The 17831-nt window shown below is 37.9% G+C and carries 17 protein-coding genes; 16 read left to right on the plus strand and 1 reads right to left on the minus strand.

Features of this window, described 5'->3' with window-relative positions; all coding sequences use genetic code 11:
• The first annotated feature begins 671 nt into the window (after positions 1-671).
• Entirely contained in the window at positions 672-1160 is a 489-nt protein-coding gene (locus HOD97_02160; GenBank protein ID MBT4280415.1) for a hypothetical protein, read from the plus strand.
• A 122-nt stretch (positions 1161-1282) separates the two neighbouring features.
• On the opposite strand, the gene HOD97_02165 is transcribed toward HOD97_02160, so the two are convergent.
• Entirely contained in the window at positions 1283-2437 is a 1155-nt protein-coding gene (locus HOD97_02165; protein MBT4280416.1) for a cysteine desulfurase, read from the minus strand.
• A gap of 29 nt (positions 2438-2466) precedes the next feature.
• Between HOD97_02165 and HOD97_02170 the strand changes: the two genes are divergently transcribed.
• From HOD97_02170 to HOD97_02240, 15 genes are all read left to right on the plus strand, one after another.
• Positions 2467-2931: a PaaI family thioesterase gene (locus HOD97_02170; GenBank protein MBT4280417.1), complete on the plus strand. Its 465-nt coding sequence runs from the start codon at positions 2467-2469 to the stop codon at positions 2929-2931.
• Between the two features lies 1 nt (position 2932).
• Positions 2933-3400, plus strand: coding sequence for a DUF4442 domain-containing protein (locus tag HOD97_02175; protein ID MBT4280418.1), 468 nt, complete (start codon positions 2933-2935; stop codon positions 3398-3400).
• A 58-nt stretch (positions 3401-3458) separates the two neighbouring features.
• The gene (locus HOD97_02180; protein ID MBT4280419.1) at positions 3459-4799 is read left to right on the plus strand and encodes a PQQ-like beta-propeller repeat protein; all 1341 of its coding nucleotides are present in this window, start codon (positions 3459-3461) and stop codon (positions 4797-4799) included.
• Between the two features lie 9 nt (positions 4800-4808).
• Positions 4809-5957 (plus strand): hypothetical protein, encoded by a 1149-nt coding sequence (locus HOD97_02185; GenBank protein ID MBT4280420.1) that lies wholly within the window; start codon positions 4809-4811, stop codon positions 5955-5957.
• Between the two features lie 155 nt (positions 5958-6112).
• Positions 6113-7882 carry a DUF885 domain-containing protein gene (locus HOD97_02190; GenBank protein MBT4280421.1) on the plus strand — a complete coding sequence of 590 codons (1770 nt, stop codon included), beginning with the start codon at positions 6113-6115 and terminating at the stop codon, positions 7880-7882.
• A gap of 21 nt (positions 7883-7903) precedes the next feature.
• The gene (locus tag HOD97_02195) at positions 7904-9247 is read left to right on the plus strand and encodes an insulinase family protein (protein MBT4280422.1); all 1344 of its coding nucleotides are present in this window, start codon (positions 7904-7906) and stop codon (positions 9245-9247) included.
• A 3-nt stretch (positions 9248-9250) separates the two neighbouring features.
• A complete protein-coding gene (locus tag HOD97_02200; protein ID MBT4280423.1) occupies positions 9251-10624 on the plus strand; it encodes an insulinase family protein in 1374 nt (457 codons plus the stop codon).
• A 19-nt stretch (positions 10625-10643) separates the two neighbouring features.
• Positions 10644-10847, plus strand: a complete 204-nt coding sequence (locus HOD97_02205; GenBank protein ID MBT4280424.1) for a cold-shock protein — start codon at positions 10644-10646, stop codon at positions 10845-10847.
• Between the two features lie 18 nt (positions 10848-10865).
• On the plus strand, positions 10866-11216 hold the full coding sequence (locus HOD97_02210) for a hypothetical protein (protein MBT4280425.1): 351 nt from the start codon (positions 10866-10868) through the stop codon (positions 11214-11216).
• A 24-nt stretch (positions 11217-11240) separates the two neighbouring features.
• Positions 11241-11822 carry a TetR/AcrR family transcriptional regulator gene (locus HOD97_02215; protein ID MBT4280426.1) on the plus strand — a complete coding sequence of 194 codons (582 nt, stop codon included), beginning with the start codon at positions 11241-11243 and terminating at the stop codon, positions 11820-11822.
• A gap of 50 nt (positions 11823-11872) precedes the next feature.
• Positions 11873-14182 (plus strand): MMPL family transporter, encoded by a 2310-nt coding sequence (locus HOD97_02220; GenBank protein MBT4280427.1) that lies wholly within the window; start codon positions 11873-11875, stop codon positions 14180-14182.
• Position 14183: 1 nt separating this feature from the next.
• Positions 14184-14957, plus strand: a complete 774-nt coding sequence (locus HOD97_02225; protein MBT4280428.1) for an outer membrane lipoprotein-sorting protein — start codon at positions 14184-14186, stop codon at positions 14955-14957.
• 5 nt (positions 14958-14962) lie between these two features.
• Positions 14963-16213, plus strand: a complete 1251-nt coding sequence (locus HOD97_02230) for a hypothetical protein (GenBank protein MBT4280429.1) — start codon at positions 14963-14965, stop codon at positions 16211-16213.
• Positions 16214-16232: 19 nt separating this feature from the next.
• Positions 16233-16664 (plus strand): DUF2141 domain-containing protein, encoded by a 432-nt coding sequence (locus HOD97_02235; GenBank protein ID MBT4280430.1) that lies wholly within the window; start codon positions 16233-16235, stop codon positions 16662-16664.
• The coding region (locus HOD97_02240; protein MBT4280431.1) for a patatin-like phospholipase family protein at positions 16665-17831 on the plus strand (1167 nt) is incomplete at its 3' end. It lies immediately after the preceding gene.

Consider the following 17831-nt stretch of genomic DNA (forward strand, 5'->3'; position numbering starts at 1 on the left):
AGCGCACCTGCTTTGGGAGCAGGGGGTCGAAGGTTCGAATCCTTTCACCCCGACTTGTCAGAAACCACTTCTGACCGACATAAAGCCCTTCTTAATTGAGGGGTTTTTGTTTTATCATATAGATCAATCAATATCAAACATATAGTCAAATGGGACACCAATTCACGGGACACACCCCAATTTGAATATGTTTTTCAACCCAACTTTTTGAACCGCGGAAAGAAAGACGGGGGTTGGTTCGTAATAATAAAGCATACACACATTATTAAGTAATTTTTTATAAATTCAAGAAAACAATAAGGAATGAAAAATGGGAAAAGGAAAAGATTCTAAAAAAGCAACAAAAAAAGCACCTGCGAAAACTCCAAAAGAAAAAAAAGCAGAAAAGAGACTTAAAAAAGCAAATCGATAATTATGCAAGGTCAAGACCTTGTCTTCTGAACAACCATTTCATATTTTGTATTTCATTCAAATTATATGAAATGCCTTTGGCATTGATTTAGAAATCATTTTGTTAATGATTGCATCGCTCCCATAATTTCTTTCAATGCTTCATCCACATCCGATTCTGTGTTGAGGTGGCCGAAGAGCAGGAAATAGTAAACGCCAATAAAAATAATCCTATTTTGTAGGAATGTTATCAAACTTTATAATTATCATGAGGAACTATCTTGAAAAATGAAAACTTTTTAAACCTTTATTCTCAGGAACGATTACACCAACAATTGAATAAATGTGCAAAAGAAATTGGAGGAAAAAATATTTTTCTCCAACTATTGGAAGCCATTAGAGAAGCTCAGCCCCATCCGTTAACGGAAAGAAACTGTGAATTTCGGTTTGATTTGGGAACTATCAAATGGAGGAAACCCATTTTTAGGGAAAAAGTCTCTTTGTTAAAGCATGTAAGATTAGTAAATAAGGACGGGAATATTTTCCCAAAAAAGGGGATTAAAGGTTACAAAAGTATTTTGAACCTATTACGAACTCTCAAGCCCATTACATTTGAAGTAAAACCAAAGAATAGAAAACTTGGGCAAGGATTTACATTTCAACCGTTTGATATTATTGATGAGAAAACCACATGTATAAATCCCCTTTTCGAATCGGTCTTTTTTTCGCCGGTTTATCAGGTCAAAAAAATACTGATTTCTAAAAAGTAACTGATTGAAATTTCTAAAACGTTGAAAATTAAGGATAAGATTGGGGAAGTTTGGGGTAATTGTTCAGACAACGCAAAAAGGGCAGGGTAAGTAAATTGCTTTTGTAGTGGGAACCAATTACCCTACGAAAATGATTGTACCGCTCCCACAATTTCCTTCAGCGCTTCATCCACATCCGATTCTGTGTTGAGGCGGCCGAAGCCAATCCGGATGGACGCTTTTGCCAAAGTATCGCTGTGTCCTAGCGCTTTCATTACGTAGCTCGGTTCCAGCGTGGCGCTGGTGCAGGCCGAGCCGGAGGAACAGGAAATGGATTCCAGCTTCAGATGCAACGCCTCACCGTCCACATTTGGGAAAGACACATTCAAATTATTTGTTAGCCGCCGGGCCATCGTTCCGTTTACAATCGTATCAGGGAAAGCATGCAAAATTCCATTCAACAATCTGTCCCGCATGGGCTTCATCCGTTTGGTTTCTTCATCTCTAAGGTCGGCACACCGATTTACTGCTTTGCCAAATCCCACAATCAGCGGCACCGGAAGCGTTCCCGAGCGAAGTCCGCGTTCGTGTCCGCCGCCGTCCATTTGAAGTTTTAGTTTCACGTCAGAATTAACGTAGAGAAATCCGATGCCTTTCGGCCCGTACATTTTATGGGCAGTTCCGGCGAGCATAGATAAATTCATCGCTTGCACATCTGTTGGAATTTTTCCAAACGACTGGGCCGCATCGGTAAAGAAGCAAATGCCGTTTTTTTTGCATAATGCGCCGATCGCTTCCAAATCATGGATAACGCCGATTTCGTTGTTGGCGTGCATGATCGATACCAGAACGGTGTTGTCTTGTATGGCGCCCTTTAAATCTTCCAAGCTGATGAGCCCGTCAGCTTGAACGGGAAGCGTGGTAACATCCCAACCACGCTTCTCCATTTCGGCGCAGTTATCGAGCACTGCTTTGTGTTCAGTCACTTGAGTAATGATGTGCTTACCACTAGATTTATTTGCTTCGCAAAACCCTTTGATGGCAAGATTCACACTTTCGGTTGCGCCGCTGGTAAAAATGATTTCCTTCGGCTTTGCATTCAATTCATCGGAAATGATGGTTCTTGCTCGATCCACAGCTTCCTGCGCTTTCCAGCCAAACGGATGCCGGCTGGCGGCGTTGCCGAATTTTTCTGTGAAATAGGGAATCATTGCTTTCAGCACTTCCGCATCCACGGGAGTTGTGGCATGGTTATCAAGGTACAGATTATTCATGGTAGAATCTAAATGTGGATTCATTAAAAAGCGGTTATTTTGTAAGTTTTAGGATGAAAAACAAATGTTTACAGGAAACCTATGCCGAAAAGAGTATTTGTTTCGGTTGTGGCCCCGCAAATAAAAAAGGTCTTCGCATTCAAAGTTTTGTTGAAGGCGACTTGGTAGTTGCGAAATGGTCAGCCGAAAAACATCATGAAGCATTCCCGGGAGTATTGAATGGCGGAATAATTGGCACTTTACTTGACTGTCATTGTAATTGGGCAGGTGCGTACTATTTGATGCAATCCACCGGAGAAAAAGTAGCCCCCTCAACAGTAACTGCGGAATATTCTGTCAAATTACTTCGTCCAACACCAAGTAGGTCTTCACTTTTTCTTTCTGCCAAACTGATAGAGCTCGATGGAAAAAAAGCTGTAATTGAAGGTGAACTGAAAGCAGATGGAAAAATTTGTGCTATCTGTACAGGAATATTTGTTTCAGTTGGTCCGGGACATCCGGGATATCATCGGTGGTAAGATGAATCACATCAAAAGCACATCACTCATCAGATTGTGGGGGTTATTAAATGTCCCGATGATATTTTACTGCAGACCTTCTATTGTTAACATCAATGATCAAGTAGTAACACTCAAAATTCCGTTGAAGTGGCGAACAAAAAATCATGTTGGATCTTTATATTTAGGCGCCTTTGCTGTTGGCGCCGATCTTTCTGCCGGTCTTTTGGCTATGCGTTTCATCAGAAAACAGAACGAAAAGATTGTACCCATTTTTAAGGATTTTAAGGCCGATTTTTTGAAGCTTGCCAAAGGGGACGTACATTTTACCTGTACGCAAGGCGATGAAGTTCGCGAACTTGTAAACACCGCCGTGCAAACCGGCGAGCGCCAAAATCTTCATTTGAACATCATTGCAACCGTTCCATCAATTGACGACGAACCTGTGGCAGAAATGGTGATTACCTTATCTATAAAAGTAAAGGAATAACTGCCCAAGGAATGTTAATTGCATTGGCTTTTATTTAGTAATAGTTGTAACATCAAATATGGTGGCATGGTTTTACATCATTTCAATTGTAATTATTTTCTGTTCATCTTGTGATGAGACGCAACCCAATGACGAAAATATAGAAAAAGCTGAATGTTCTGTAGGATTCTACCCATGTGATGATGATTCTACAATTTGCTGTGAATTTGTAATTCCCTCATCAAAAACTCAGACTAGTATAGACTGGCCCTCACTTGCAGATTCACCATGGCCAATGTTTATGCATGATCCACAATTAACTGGAAGAAGTCATTTATCTGGTCCAAGGGAAGGATCAATTGATACTGTATATACACCAGGTGGAGAATTATATTCTAATCCTTCGATTGATAGTGAGGATAACATCCTTTTTATTAGTAACACTGGATTTCCGATTGGAGATAGCTATCTTATTTCAATAAATGATTCTTCTATAAAAAATTGGGATATGAATCTCGGGAATGGATGGTCTGTCGGTACACCACTTATTACGTCAGATTATTATTTATATTTGTCCGCAGTAAATAATAATACAGGGTATTTATTCAAAAGTGATTTAAGTGGAAATATTGTGTGGACATATTCTCTGGGTTCTTTTTCGAATGAAACAAATGGTTCAGTAAATATTTCTAAAGATGGCAATCTTGTATTTGTCGCTGGATTTGGTGGGTCTTTATATGCGGTAAAAAAAGATGGAAATCTTGAATGGAATTATGTTGTTAAATCGGGTATTACAATTGGTAATCCTGCAATGTCCATCGACGGGGAACAAATCTATTTCGTTTCTAATGAGCCAGCACTTTATTGTGTATCACTGAATGGTGATTCATTATGGAAAAGAATATTACACGAGAATAGTGAGGTAAGTACAATTAATCCTTGCGTGGATTCTGATGGAAATATTTATGTGTATTCTGGTGAAAATTTATATTCTTTCTCTAGTGAGGGATATTTAAGATGGCAATATCAGGGACTCTCCAATGGATATGCTCTAAACGGAATTTCAATTGGTATAGATGGCTCTCTATTTATTTCTACACTTTCGGACTTTTATTGTTTTTCATATGGTGGATTCTTTAAATGGTCAATGAATATTTTGCAGTACAATTCTGGAATTTCGACGATACCAACCTCTGACATTAATGGATATTCCTTTCTTGCAATTGATAATACGGACGTTGAGTTTCAAGATTGGATAGGTATAAACTTTATAATATTTGATCAAAGTGGGGGAATTTATAAAAAGTTATCAGTAGGGGACCATCGTCATACTGCAGATTCTACCCCCTGCATTGTTAGCGGCGTAATATATGGCGGAACCAGTGGTACAGCTGGGAGTTTTTTGTATTCAATAAAATAGGATGTTACTATGAAGATTAAATATTACATATTTTTCATAATGAGCCTATTTCTTAAAAGTCAACAAACTCGAATTCCAGGCGAACTTCTTATCCAAATAGATGGAAGTGTGAGTCACACAATTGTTTTATCTGCTGTGTCATCGGTTTATAGTTCCTATGGCAATGGATACAGCACTGTGAATGACTTCAACTATTATTCAAAATTTGGCTCATACATGTTTTTTGGTTTCCTGAGATCTTTGGCAGGAGTGGATGGAACCATTGGGTATTCATTGTACCAATTAACCATTAACAATGACTCGATCCTTTTAGATTTTAGAGATTGTGATTATGGAAATGGCGATGGGATTTACGGAACAAATTATAATACTCAAGATATGTTTATAAAATATTTCCCTTCAAATGGTTTCAAAGTAAAAAACCATAATTCGGGGAATTACAGTTGGGTTGAAGGTGATACAGTAATGATATGGGATGATGATAGGAAATCTGTATCTAATTATTACAATTCTTGTTTTGGATATCCATCCCCTCCACAGGGGATGACAATACAAAATTATAATGGAAGTCCTAAAATCTCTTGGTCTGCAAATACAGAATATGATTTAGGTGGTTATAAACTTTGGAGAAACCTTAATGGAGGTGGTTGGGAAAATATTTCTACTATGAATACACAGACGAATTCTTATATTGATTATTATGTGGATATAATAAATGGTAGAAATTGTTTTTATGCCCAATACAAAACTCAGGCATTTGATTGGGCTGATAGTACTTCAGATTTTTCTATTACAAATGTTATCAGATATGGAGGATGTTTTTTACCCCGAACTGGAAATAGTCCAATTGACGAGCACCCCCAATATTTTTCAGTATCGCAGAATTACCCAAATCCATTTAATCCAAAAACAATTGTGGACTTTTCGATTCCAGAGCCATCAAAAATTGAAATAAGGATATTTGATTTAAAGGGAAATGAAGTTTTCCTCGGATATGATATAATAGAAAATGCCGGGAATTATCAATTCCGTTGGGATGCAAGGACAGATGTTGATAAATCACTTCCTGCTGGTGTTTATTTATTATTGTTTGAATCTCGAACTTTAGATGAAAGGAAGTATTATTCAAAGTCTGTAAAGATGATATTGTTGAAGTAGAGTAATTAATAAGCGCTTTGAACGCCAAATGACAACGAACCTGTGGCAGAAATGGTGATTCCCTTATCTATAAAAGTAAAGGAATAACTTCCATTTTTCCTTCCGCTTTGTAAATTCCCCACTCATTATTCAACCCGATTTCTAAAGGATATTTCATGAAAATTATATTAACGACACTTTCTGTTACAGCTCTCTTAATGTGTTCCGGATGTGATATGTCGCCGGAAGATGCAACCACCGCGCTTCATCAGCTGTTTGAGGACGAGTGGGAAAAGGGACTGAAAGAGCATCCTGAAAGCGCAACATATCAGGGTGATGACCGCTACAACGACCGGCTGACAGACTTAAGTATAGATGCTATTGAAAAACGGCATGAGGATTCCGATGACCTTTTGAAAAAGCTAAATAAGATTCCGCGGGAACAATTGTCTGAACCTGATAAACTGAATTTCGATCTGTATCGCAAAAAACTCACACGTAGATTAGAAGGGTTTCAATACAAAGGCTATCTGATGCCGATCGACCAAATGGGAGGTGTCCAGATTAATTCACCGAATTTGGTCAATATAACGCCATTCAGAAATCAAACGGATTTTGACAATTACTTGAAGCGGTTGGAAGCAGTTCCGGTTTACGTGGATCAAATTATTGAGCTGATGGAAAAAGGTCTTGATGAGGGATTTATTCAGCCGAAAATCATTCTCAGATCTGTTCCTGAACAAATTAAAGCTCAGTATAACTTGGAAGTTGAAGACAGCCCGTTCTTCAAACCGTTTAAAGAAAAATTAACGGCCTTGCCCGACTCACTGCATGAGACGTATGTATTGTGGGGAAAAGAAGCGGTCGGAAACCATATTTTTGGATCCTTTACCAAATTAGATGAATTCTTTTCGGAAGAATATTTACCGAGCGCGAGGGAAGATGTTGGCGCCATGCATTTCCCGAACGGAGAAGCGTATTATGCTTTTCAAATAGAGAATTATACAACTACCAAGAAGTCTGCAGAAGAGATTCACCGCATTGGTCTGAATGAAGTACTGCGCATCCGAAACGAAATGGATGAGGTGATTGCTGAATCCGGTTTTCAGGGAGGCTTTAAACAATTTGTGGAATATCTCAGAACCAATCCGGATTTCTATTATTCGACGGCGGAAGAATTATTGGAAGGGTACCAAGCCATTTGCAAAAAAGCTGATCCTGAATTGGTGAAGCTGTTTGGTGTTCTTCCGAGAATGCCGTACGGCGTAAAGCCGATTCCGGATTATCAGGCGCCCGCTTCACCGACTGCATATTATTATTCCGGTTCCAAGGAAGGAAACCGGCCGGGATATTTTTGGGCAAATACCTATAAAATTGAAACGCGCCCCAAATATGAAATGGAAGCGCTGTCCCTGCACGAAGCGGTTCCGGGGCACCATCTTCAGATTTCATTAGCTCAGGAATTGGAAAACGTTCCGGAGTTTCGGAAGCACGGAGGATTCACCGCCTTTACCGAAGGGTGGGGTCTTTATTCTGAAAAGCTCGGAGAAGAAATGGGATTTTATCAAGATCCGTATTCCAAATTTGGCCAGCTAACGTATGAAATGTGGCGCGCCTGCCGCTTGGTTGTGGATACAGGAATGCATGCATTCGGGTGGCCCCGGGAAAAGGCGATCAAGTTTATGCTCGACAACACCGCCAAAACTGAAAATGACGTTACGGTTGAAATTGACCGATATATTGCATGGCCGGGGCAGGCGCTTGCGTACAAAATCGGTGAACTGAAAATCAGAGAACTTCGACAAAAAGCCGAGGATGCTCTTGGCGAACAATTCAATATTCGTGATTTCCATGATATTGTTCTTGGCAACGGATCGATTCCTTTGGATTTACTCGAAGAAAATGTGAATCAGCATATTTCTTCAATCTTGGATGTTGAAGGGTAATCGGCTAAATTTGGCGCTTCTATGAAAAGACAACTGCTCATTTTACTCCTGATTAATACAGGAATTTTTGCATCCGAACCGACGCATTTTACGCTCGATAACGGTCTCAAAGTGATTGTCATGGAAAAACATTCCATTCCTGTCGCTGCTGTGCAAGTCTGGTACGATGTTGGCAGTCATGATGAATGGGATGGTATCCGGGGTACGGCCCATTTGTTTGAGCATATGATGTTTCGTGGAACAGAAAATTATGAATCTGAAGAGCACGCCCGCTTAATCAATGAAGCTGGAGGCTACAACAATGCTTTCACGTCTGATGATGTTACGGTGTATCACGAACGCCTTCCCTCCGGAAAGCTTGAACTTGCTTTAAAGCTTGAGGCAGAGCGCATGCATCTTTTAAAACTGAATGAAGATATTCTCGCAACGGAGCGCGAAGTGGTGCATGAGGAATATCGTCAGAGAAACGCAAATCCAATTGGAAAGCTGTTTCTCAAATTCCGTGGAGAAATGTACCCCGAGAAACATCCGTATGCCGTAACGCCAATTGGAATTATGGATCAGCTAGATACGGTTTCAGTCAAAACATGTCAGACGTTTTACGACATGCATTACGGTCCAGAGAATGCAACACTTGTCATTGTGGGTGATGTAGATCTCGAAAAAACTAAGGTGTTGGTGAATCAATATTTTGGTGTAGTCCGCCCATTGGGAACGCTTCCCGAAAACCCCGATTTATCCATACCAACGCAAACAGAGAAAGTTGTACTGAATGAAGAATCGTCTTTCGATCTTCCGGTCACTCTTATGGGTTTTCCTGTCCCGGGATCGGCTCATGACGATATCGCCGCGTTAGATGTTCTCAGCTACATAATGTCTAATGGACAAAGTTCCCGCTTAAATCAGGTTCTTGTTCGGGAAAAGCAACTGGCTTTGGGCGCCGGTGGATTTCCGATGTCCATGAAAGGTCCGGGAATTTTTATCTATTTCTCATTCTATTTTCCGCAAGTCAGTTCCGCTACAATTGAAAAGGCGATTATGGATATTGTTCAGGATATTCGAGAAAACGGGGTAGCGGTTGCCGAGCTCAGCAAGGCGAGAAAACAAATGCTTGCCGGGAAAGTGTTTGAAAGATATTCTGCAAATTCGCTTGCAAGCTCCCTTGGAAATGCTGAATTGGTCATGGGTGATTATCGAGAATTCAATACAGAAATTGAACGATTTAATGCTGTAACTGCAGATGATGTACAGCGTGTTGCAAATGCCTATTTCACAGAAGAGAAAATGACAATAATGCACATCCAGCCGGAAAACTTGTCTTTCCTCAAGAAATGCATGTTCTGGGTTGCCGGACTGTTTATGTAAGCCATGAAAAATTTCATAATAAATCTGATGGTATTTTTGGGAATAGTATTTGCCCAAGCGCCGATTATAGATTATCCGGAATTTGAAACATTCACAATGCCGAACGGTCTCAAGGTCATGATTGCCGAACACCATGAAAACCCTGCCGTATTTATGAATATGATGATTGAAGTCGGTTCCATGGATGTTGCTGTTGGGAAGGAAGGACTTGCAGGCATTATGTCTGAGCTTGTTCCAAAGGGAACAAAAGATCACACAGCAGATGAAATTTCAGAATTAATTGATGCAACCGGGGGGAGTTTGAATGCCGGAATCGGGCTGGAATACACAAATGTTTCGGGAAGATTTTTGGCAGAAGACCTTGAATTTGGATTGAATATGATGGCGGAATTGATTCAGCACGCCACATTTCCTGAAACGGAATTCAAATTGACCATGAAGCAGAATAAAGAAGGAATCAAAACCTGGTATTCCGATCCGTCTTCTGTGGCATCAGCGCACGGGGATTATTTGCTTTTGGGTGAAACGCCCATGGGAAGAATGACTACGGAACAAACGTTAAAATCTATTTCACTTAATGATGTAAAAGAATTCTACAAGAATATCCGCCCGGATATTTCAACATTGGTGCTGATTGGTGATTTTGAAACAGCAACGGCTAAATCGCTGATTGAATCTTCGCTTGGAAGTTGGACTGTTGATGGAAGTCCGATGCATCGCGCTGGATTTGCTTACGAAGATATCAATGGGCTCAAGTTTCGGTTCGTGGATAATCCGGAATTAGAGCAAGCTACAATTTATATGCTTCAGTGGGGATTGCCCCGTACGCATGAAGACCGCTATGCTATTAAGCTAGCGAATTACATTTTTGGAGGCGGTGCATTTTCTTCTCGTTTAATGAAAGTGGTGCGCGGAGAAGGTGGAAAAACTTACGGCGTTCGGAGTTGGGCATCGTCTAGAATGGATTATGGAGCCTTTGGGATAAGTACTTCAACAAGAAACCCTGAAGTGGTTAATACATATCAATTGATTATGAGTGAGCTCAAGCAACTACGAGATGAGGGCGTGACAGACGACGAATTACAGAAGGCAAAGTTATTTTACACCGGATCTCAACCGCTTAGTCTGGAATCACCCGGTGCTATTGCAGTTAGTGTTTTGTCTGCACTTTATTACGGATTTACCATTGAAGATTTGGAAACATCTCTAGTCAAATTAAATGCGGTCACATTAGATGAAGTAAACGCAGCTATAAAAAACCATTATGATGAAGCGAACAGAGTCCTTGTTATTGTGGGCAACGGCGGTGAAATAAAACCGTTGATTCAGCCGATTGGATCATTCGAAGAATCCTTTTATAAAGACGACGTTCACTAGAAAATAATTCGCTTTTCATTTGCAGTACGGAACCGTAAAAGAATACAATAATTCAAAAGGATTCGGATTTATAACCGGTGACGATGGCGAGGATTATTTTGTGCATGTTTCCGGATTGGGGCCCAGAGTGAAAGATCGGGGGTTACGCCAAGATCAACGCGTTGGCTTTGATGTAGATTTTGATATGAAAGGCGACCGAGCAATAAATGTAACATCGGTCTAAAATCCGGGAATAGAATTATTGGGCCACGTATCCATTACTTGCCAAGAAGCCACAACCGTCATGGCAGATGTGCTAAATAGGCCTAATTTGAAATATGTGGAGTCCACTTATGAAGATACAAAAAATGCAATTATTCAATATCGGGGTGCGTCAGAAAATTATACGGATGATTTAATTAATATGTATAAAGCTTACAATGAAGGTATTTTAGTCCCAGAACATCCCCGGACTTTCGAAAATACTACAGCCACCAGTTTTAGAGATTTTGCTGAATCATCTTTAGCAATTTTAAAAGTATTATCTATTAGAAATGAAAATAATATTTGCATCACTAACTTTTTTTGTTTAATATTGGTTAGTGAATATTAACAAACAAATAAACATTTCAACATTTTGAACGAATACACCGATAGACAAAACCAAATCATTCAGGAATCGATCCAACTGATTGCAGACAAAGGTATTCAGGGTTTGACCATAAAGAATATTTCAAAAGCGATTGGAATATCTGAACCTGCTATTTATCGACATTTTGAGAATAAAGATGACATTATTCTTGCAATTATTTCAACCATGAAACAAACCACCGAGGAAGAACTATCTCACGTGGATGAAAATAATCCTACGATAGATAAAATTAAAAAAATGATTCAAGGGCACACCAATCGCTTCATTAAGAATCCATCATTGACAGCCATTATTTTTTCGGAAGAAATATTTAATAATAATAGTATTCTCGCAAAGCCCATACGCATAATGATGAAATTGAATCAGAATAAATTAATTGCTATGATTGAAAAAGGGCAAGCTTCTGGCGATGTTCGTGTAGATATTCAAGCTGAACAAATTTCTCTCATGGTGATTGGGAGTTTCCGATTTTTAGTAAGCAAATGGCATATTATGAATTTTGATTTTGATCTAAAAAATGATGTAAATGAAATGCTTAATGCCATCGAAAAGGTGCTAAAAACCTAAAATTTTTTTCTTAATAATGTTAGTGAACATTAACTAATAAAGGAGCAAACATGCTAAACTTACTTGAACGATTTTTAAAACAGCCCATTATGGTTCTGATTGTATTTTTTGGAATCACAATCTTCTTCGTTGCTGAAATGAAGGATAATACGCGAATGGAAACAGATTTGGATAAATATATGCCCCAGGATCATCCTGCATTTATTTATAGCGATCAAGCGGCTGAATGGTTTGATATAAAAGATGGCATTATCATTGCCATCGAAAATACAGGCGGTATTTATAATACAGGCACGCTCGCCAAAATTAAAAAGCTCACTAAAGATTTACAGAAATTAGATGAAATTGAGAAGCAAGATGTAACGTCATTATATACAGCTGATAATATCGTGGGAACGGAAGATGGAATGGATGTAAAAGCATTCTTTAAACGCGTGCCGAAATCACAAGAAAAAATAGAAGCGCTTCAAGAAAAAGTGCGTTCCAATGAAATGGTTTTTGGTCGACTTGTATCAGAAAATGAAACAGTTTCAGTCATTATTGCTCGCATCAATGATGATGTTTTCACGCAGGAATTTTATGATGAAATTCTTGAACTCGCTCATTCCTATGAAGGAGATGAAAATATTCATGTCGCCGGTCGTCCAATCGTGGAAGGAACGATGGCTGTTTTAGGCCCTGCAGATATGAAACGAATGGTTCCCATTGTTTTGACGGTTATCATTCTTATTCTACTCTTCTTACTTCGGAGCGTTAAAAATACCATTTTAACCATGTTAGTCGTTTTATTCAGCACCATTTGGACTTTCGGATTACTCGCCGTAGTGGGCATCCCAATTTATGCGGTATTCACCACAATCCCAGTGATGCTCATTGCCATTGGTGTGGCGGATGGGATTCATTTATTCAGTCATGTGGATTTATTTAGAGTCGAAAATCCCACTGCATCAAAAATAGACACCATTAAAAATATGATAAAAGAAATGTGGAAGCCCGTTGTAATGACATCCGTAACCACGGCTGTGGGATTTATTTCATTATTGACATCTCAAGTTTATCCCATTAAATATTTTGGTGTATTCACTGCCTTTGGTGTTTTAGTGGCTATGTTACTATCGCTAGTTTTAATACCTGCAGGTATGATGATTGTTGGTTTGCCAAAGATTAGGAAAATCAGAGTTCACAGTGCAAACGACAAACATGCCGTTGTTTTCGCTCATAAGTTCGCTTCAGGACTTTTGAAATATAAATGGGCGACGCTTGGGCTTACCGCATTAATAATAGTGATTTCCATCTTTGGAACCAGTAAAGTATGGATCAATTCCAGCTTTTTAGACAAATTCGAAAAAAACAGTGACATTGTGCTTACAGACAAATTTATTAATGAAAATTTTGGAGGCACATCAACATTAAATCTTGTTTTAGAATCAACTGAAAAGGATGTTTTTAAAAATCCAGCCATTTTAAAAATGGTGGATCAAATGCAAACAGATGTTGAATCGATTGAAATTGTGGGTTCATCATTTGGACTGACTGATTATTTATTACGCATGAATAAGGTCATGCATGCAGATGATGAAGCATTTAATATTATTCCCGAAACATCTGATTTAATTGCGCAATATTTATTGCTTTACGAAATGTCTGGTGACCCGGAAAATCTCTGGCAAGTAACCGATTTTGATTACCAAAAATTGAATGTGACTTTCCAATTGAAAAGTGATGATTCAAAAAGTATCAATTCTGCCATGGATCGAATAGAATCTTACAGAGACCAATTTAACACACATAATATTGACATGAATTTTGCTGGTTCAGGTTATAAAGCGTTGGTCTTTACGGATTTGATTCTGCAAGGACAAATAGCAAGTTTACTCTTGTCATTAGTCATTGTGGCGGTGTTATTGAGTCTTATGTTTAAAAATGTGGTTGCGGGATTAACAGGCACAGTTCCTATTATTATAACGGCGGCAATTAGTTTTGGTGTTATGGGTTTATTGGGCATTCCATTAAGCACAACCACGGCCCTCATGTCCAGTATTTCCATCGGAATTGGTATTGATTATGCTGTGCATTTTATTGATCGATATCGAGAGAATACGAGAAAAACGAAGGATATAGAATTGGCCATCCAACGAACCATGCACCATAGTGGTCGTGCCATTGTTTTTAATGCGGTGGTGGTAATAGCCGGTTTTATGGTGATGCTATTTTCAGTATTTCCACCAAATAGAGAATTGGGATTCTTGGTATCACTCAACATGTTTACCAGTTTTGTGGGTACAATTACGGTGATGGTGCTCATCATTGAACAGAAAAAACTTTTTTGTAAAAAAAGTAATAATGAAATAGGAGAATAAAATGAAAACAATCAAATCAATACTACCTATGAGTATCCTTCTTTCAGGAATGATATTTGCCCAAGATTTATCTGGCCTTGAAGTCATTCAAAAGGTGTATGACCGTCCAACAGGAAATGACATGACAGGAAATCTGATCATGACCATCGAAAATTCCCGTGGCAATCAACGCGTCAGAAAAATTAAACAATTTGTGAAGACTGTTAAGAATGGTGAAAAGAAAATTATGTATTTCCTTTCGCCTGCTGATGTAAAAAATACATCCTTTATGACATGGAGTTATGATGATGCATCTAAAAGTGATGATCAATGGATTTATTTGCCCGCACTCAAAAAAGTAAAGCGGATTTCCAGCGACAGTAAGGGCGATTATTTTATGGGCTCTGATTTTACCTATGATGATTTGGGTGATCGCCATCCTTTAGATGATACTCATACTATTCTACGGGAAGAAGTCATCAATGAAAAAGAAACCATCGTTATAGAAAGTGTGCCGAAAGATGAAGAATATATGTATGCCAGAACGGTAACATGGGTGGTCAAAGATTCTTGGATTGGACTCAAAAAGGAATTTTATGATGAAGATGATGAATTGTTAAAAATCCTGACGGTGGATGATCAACAATCTTTTAAAGATGTGATTATTTTGACCAAAGTAAAAATGAAAAACGTCCAAAGAAATCAATTCACGATTATGGAATTTTCCGATGTTCAAATTGATACAGGAATTCCTAATAATAAATTCACAGAACGTATGATGAAAAGGGGGATATGATGAAAATGAAATCACTCATATTGAGTTTAATCTTTTTATTTGGGGCAAATAGTTATGGCCAAAGTTTAGACATAAACGGTTATGTTCGTTCTTATTTGGGTGTATTAACCAATGAGACGAACGATTATTCCATAAACCAAAATACATTGGATATAAAATTGAAACGCACGGATGATAATGTGTCCTTTTTTGCAAATCCATTTCTGTATCAAACGCCAAATCAGGATGTTTCTTTAGGACTGCGTGAAGCGTATATGGATGTGTATTTTTATAATATGGATTTACGCATTGGAAAACAGCAAATTATTTGGGGAAAAGCAGATGGAATGTTTATTACTGATATTGTTTCTCCAAAAGATTTAGGCGAGTTTCTTCTTCGTGATTTTGATGAAATCCGCACAGGAATTACATCTTTAAAGGCAAACTATTATTTAGGTGATAATACATTAGAGATGGTTTGGATTCCAACATTTACACCCACAATTATGCCGGATGAAACATCTATTTGGTCTCGTATTCCAGAATTTCCATTACCTATTACGATTAATGAATCCCAAAAAGATATTCCTGGACGATTAGAAAATAGTGAAGGATTTATCAAGTTTTCGGGTATGTCATCTTTATTAGACTACGAAATTATGGCGGGGAAAATGTGGGATGATGATCCAACCTTACATATTACTCCAATCATTACTGTAGATAACCCAACACCAACAGGCTTATGGTTATCTCCAATTCATCACCAATTAACATTGGTCGGTGGTAGCTTTAGTTCGGAATTGGGTGGAGTAATTTTACGGGGAGAAGGAGCATATTATATGGGAAAACAATTTTCTGCTTTAAATCCAGACCAATTGAATTTGCCAACGAGTTTACTGGAAAAAGATTATGCACATTATTTAATTGGGACGGATTTTTCTATTGGAACCACACGATTTAGCACACAATTTATTCAACGAGCTATACTTGATTATGACGAAACAATTATTCAAGATGAATTCGATAATACCATGACATTTTTAGCCAATCGCACCTTTTTGCAAGAAACACTCACACTTCAATTATTTGGATATGTTGGACTCAATAATGAAGATGCACTTATTCGTCCAAGTCTAACGTACGATGTAGCGGATGGGTTTGAGATTTTAGCGGGTGCCAATATTTTTATCAAAAATGATGAAAGTGAAACGACTGGATTGTTTGGCCATTACGATGATAATGACATGGTCTATGTTAAAGTGAAATACAGTTTTTAATCTTAGGTCAAGGTAAATAATGAAAATATTAACCATACTATTTTTCGGCCCTTTGTTATTGTTTGCGGAAGATATTGGAACGTTATCTCTAACAATAAAAGTTGACTCACTCAAAAACTCAGATGGCGTTATACAGTTTGCAATATATAACAATGATAATTCTATCCCTGATATGAAATTTGAGAAATGTCTCAAAAAGGGAAATGCCGTAATTAAGGAAAAATCTGCAACTTATACTTTTGAATCTTTAGAAAAAGGACGGTATGCTGTAAATATTTTACATGATGAGAATAAAAATAAAAAAATAGACAAAGGTTTTATATTGCCAAAAGAAGGATTTGGGTTTTCAAATTATAAATCTTTAGGGTTTTTTAATCGCCCCAATTTTAAGAAATCGAGTTTTGAATTAGATACTGATTCGACAATAACCGTTTTAGTAAACTACCTTTAAATGAAATATCTACTTTTTATAGTCATTCAAATTTCGTGTCTTGTTTCTGGCGATAATCGTGATTCAGCTTCAGTAATCGAATCTAACAAAATTGCTCTAGTTTTAAGCGGAGGAGGAGCACAAGGTATTGCCCATATAGGTGTTTTGAAAGCATTTGAAGAATACAAAATCCCTATAGACCTAATTGTTGGCACAAGTGCAGGCGCAATCGTAGGTGGCTTATATGCTTCAGGCATTTCCATAGAAAAATTAGAAATGATGTCAGTTGATGGTACTTTCATGAAGTTGTTTTTAGGACGAAATGATTTAAGTGATGTACCCGTTTGGCAGAGGAATGACGTTTCAAGTGGAAAATTTTCTATTAGAAGAAATAACAAACAAATCAGTGGACCACCCGGGTTATTTAATGATCAACTCATATGGCGAGATTTATTTTTATTAACTGCAGCAGGGAACCATCAGGCTAAAGCAAATTTCGATTCGTTATTTATACCCTTTCGGGCAATTGGTGCTGACATAGTTGCGCAAGAAACAGTTGTTTTTGATTCAGGGTCTTTAGCAGAAGCGATCCGTGTCTCCATGTCTATTCCTATGGTTTATCCTTCAGTTGTAAAAGATGGATCCATTCTGATAGATGGTGGTATATATAATAATATGCCAACTAATATTGCTAGAGAGTTAGGAGAATCCAAAATTATTGCTGTAAATGTAGACGATACGCCTCCAGGTTTAGAAAAAATGAAAGATATTTTTGATTATTTCGACTTATTTAGTTCTGTATTTTTTTCTCCAACAGATTCTATTAGTATCAGTGATTGGGATTACTTTATTAATGTCAATACAGAAGGGTTTTATATTTTTGATTTTTCTTCTGGAGAAGCATTAATTAAAAGAGGCTATGATGCGGGAGTAAAGGCTGCCAAAAAAATTAGAAAAAATATTAATAGGCAGTTAGATATAAACAAAATGAAAAACCGACAACATAAATATCAAAATGCTTTTATGGATAAATCAATAAAGCATATAAAGTGGGTCGATCACAAAACGGGGGAATTATTAATTGATGAATACAAGATTAATACTCCTTTTTTATTTTCTACTCATAAAATCAAAACAATAATTAATTCACTCTATTCAACAAATACCTATGATTTAATAATTCCCGAA

Source organism: Candidatus Neomarinimicrobiota bacterium (genome assembly GCA_018651745.1).
In the GTDB taxonomy this organism is placed as follows: Bacteria; Fidelibacterota; Marinisomatia; order Marinisomatales; family TCS55; genus JAAZYX01.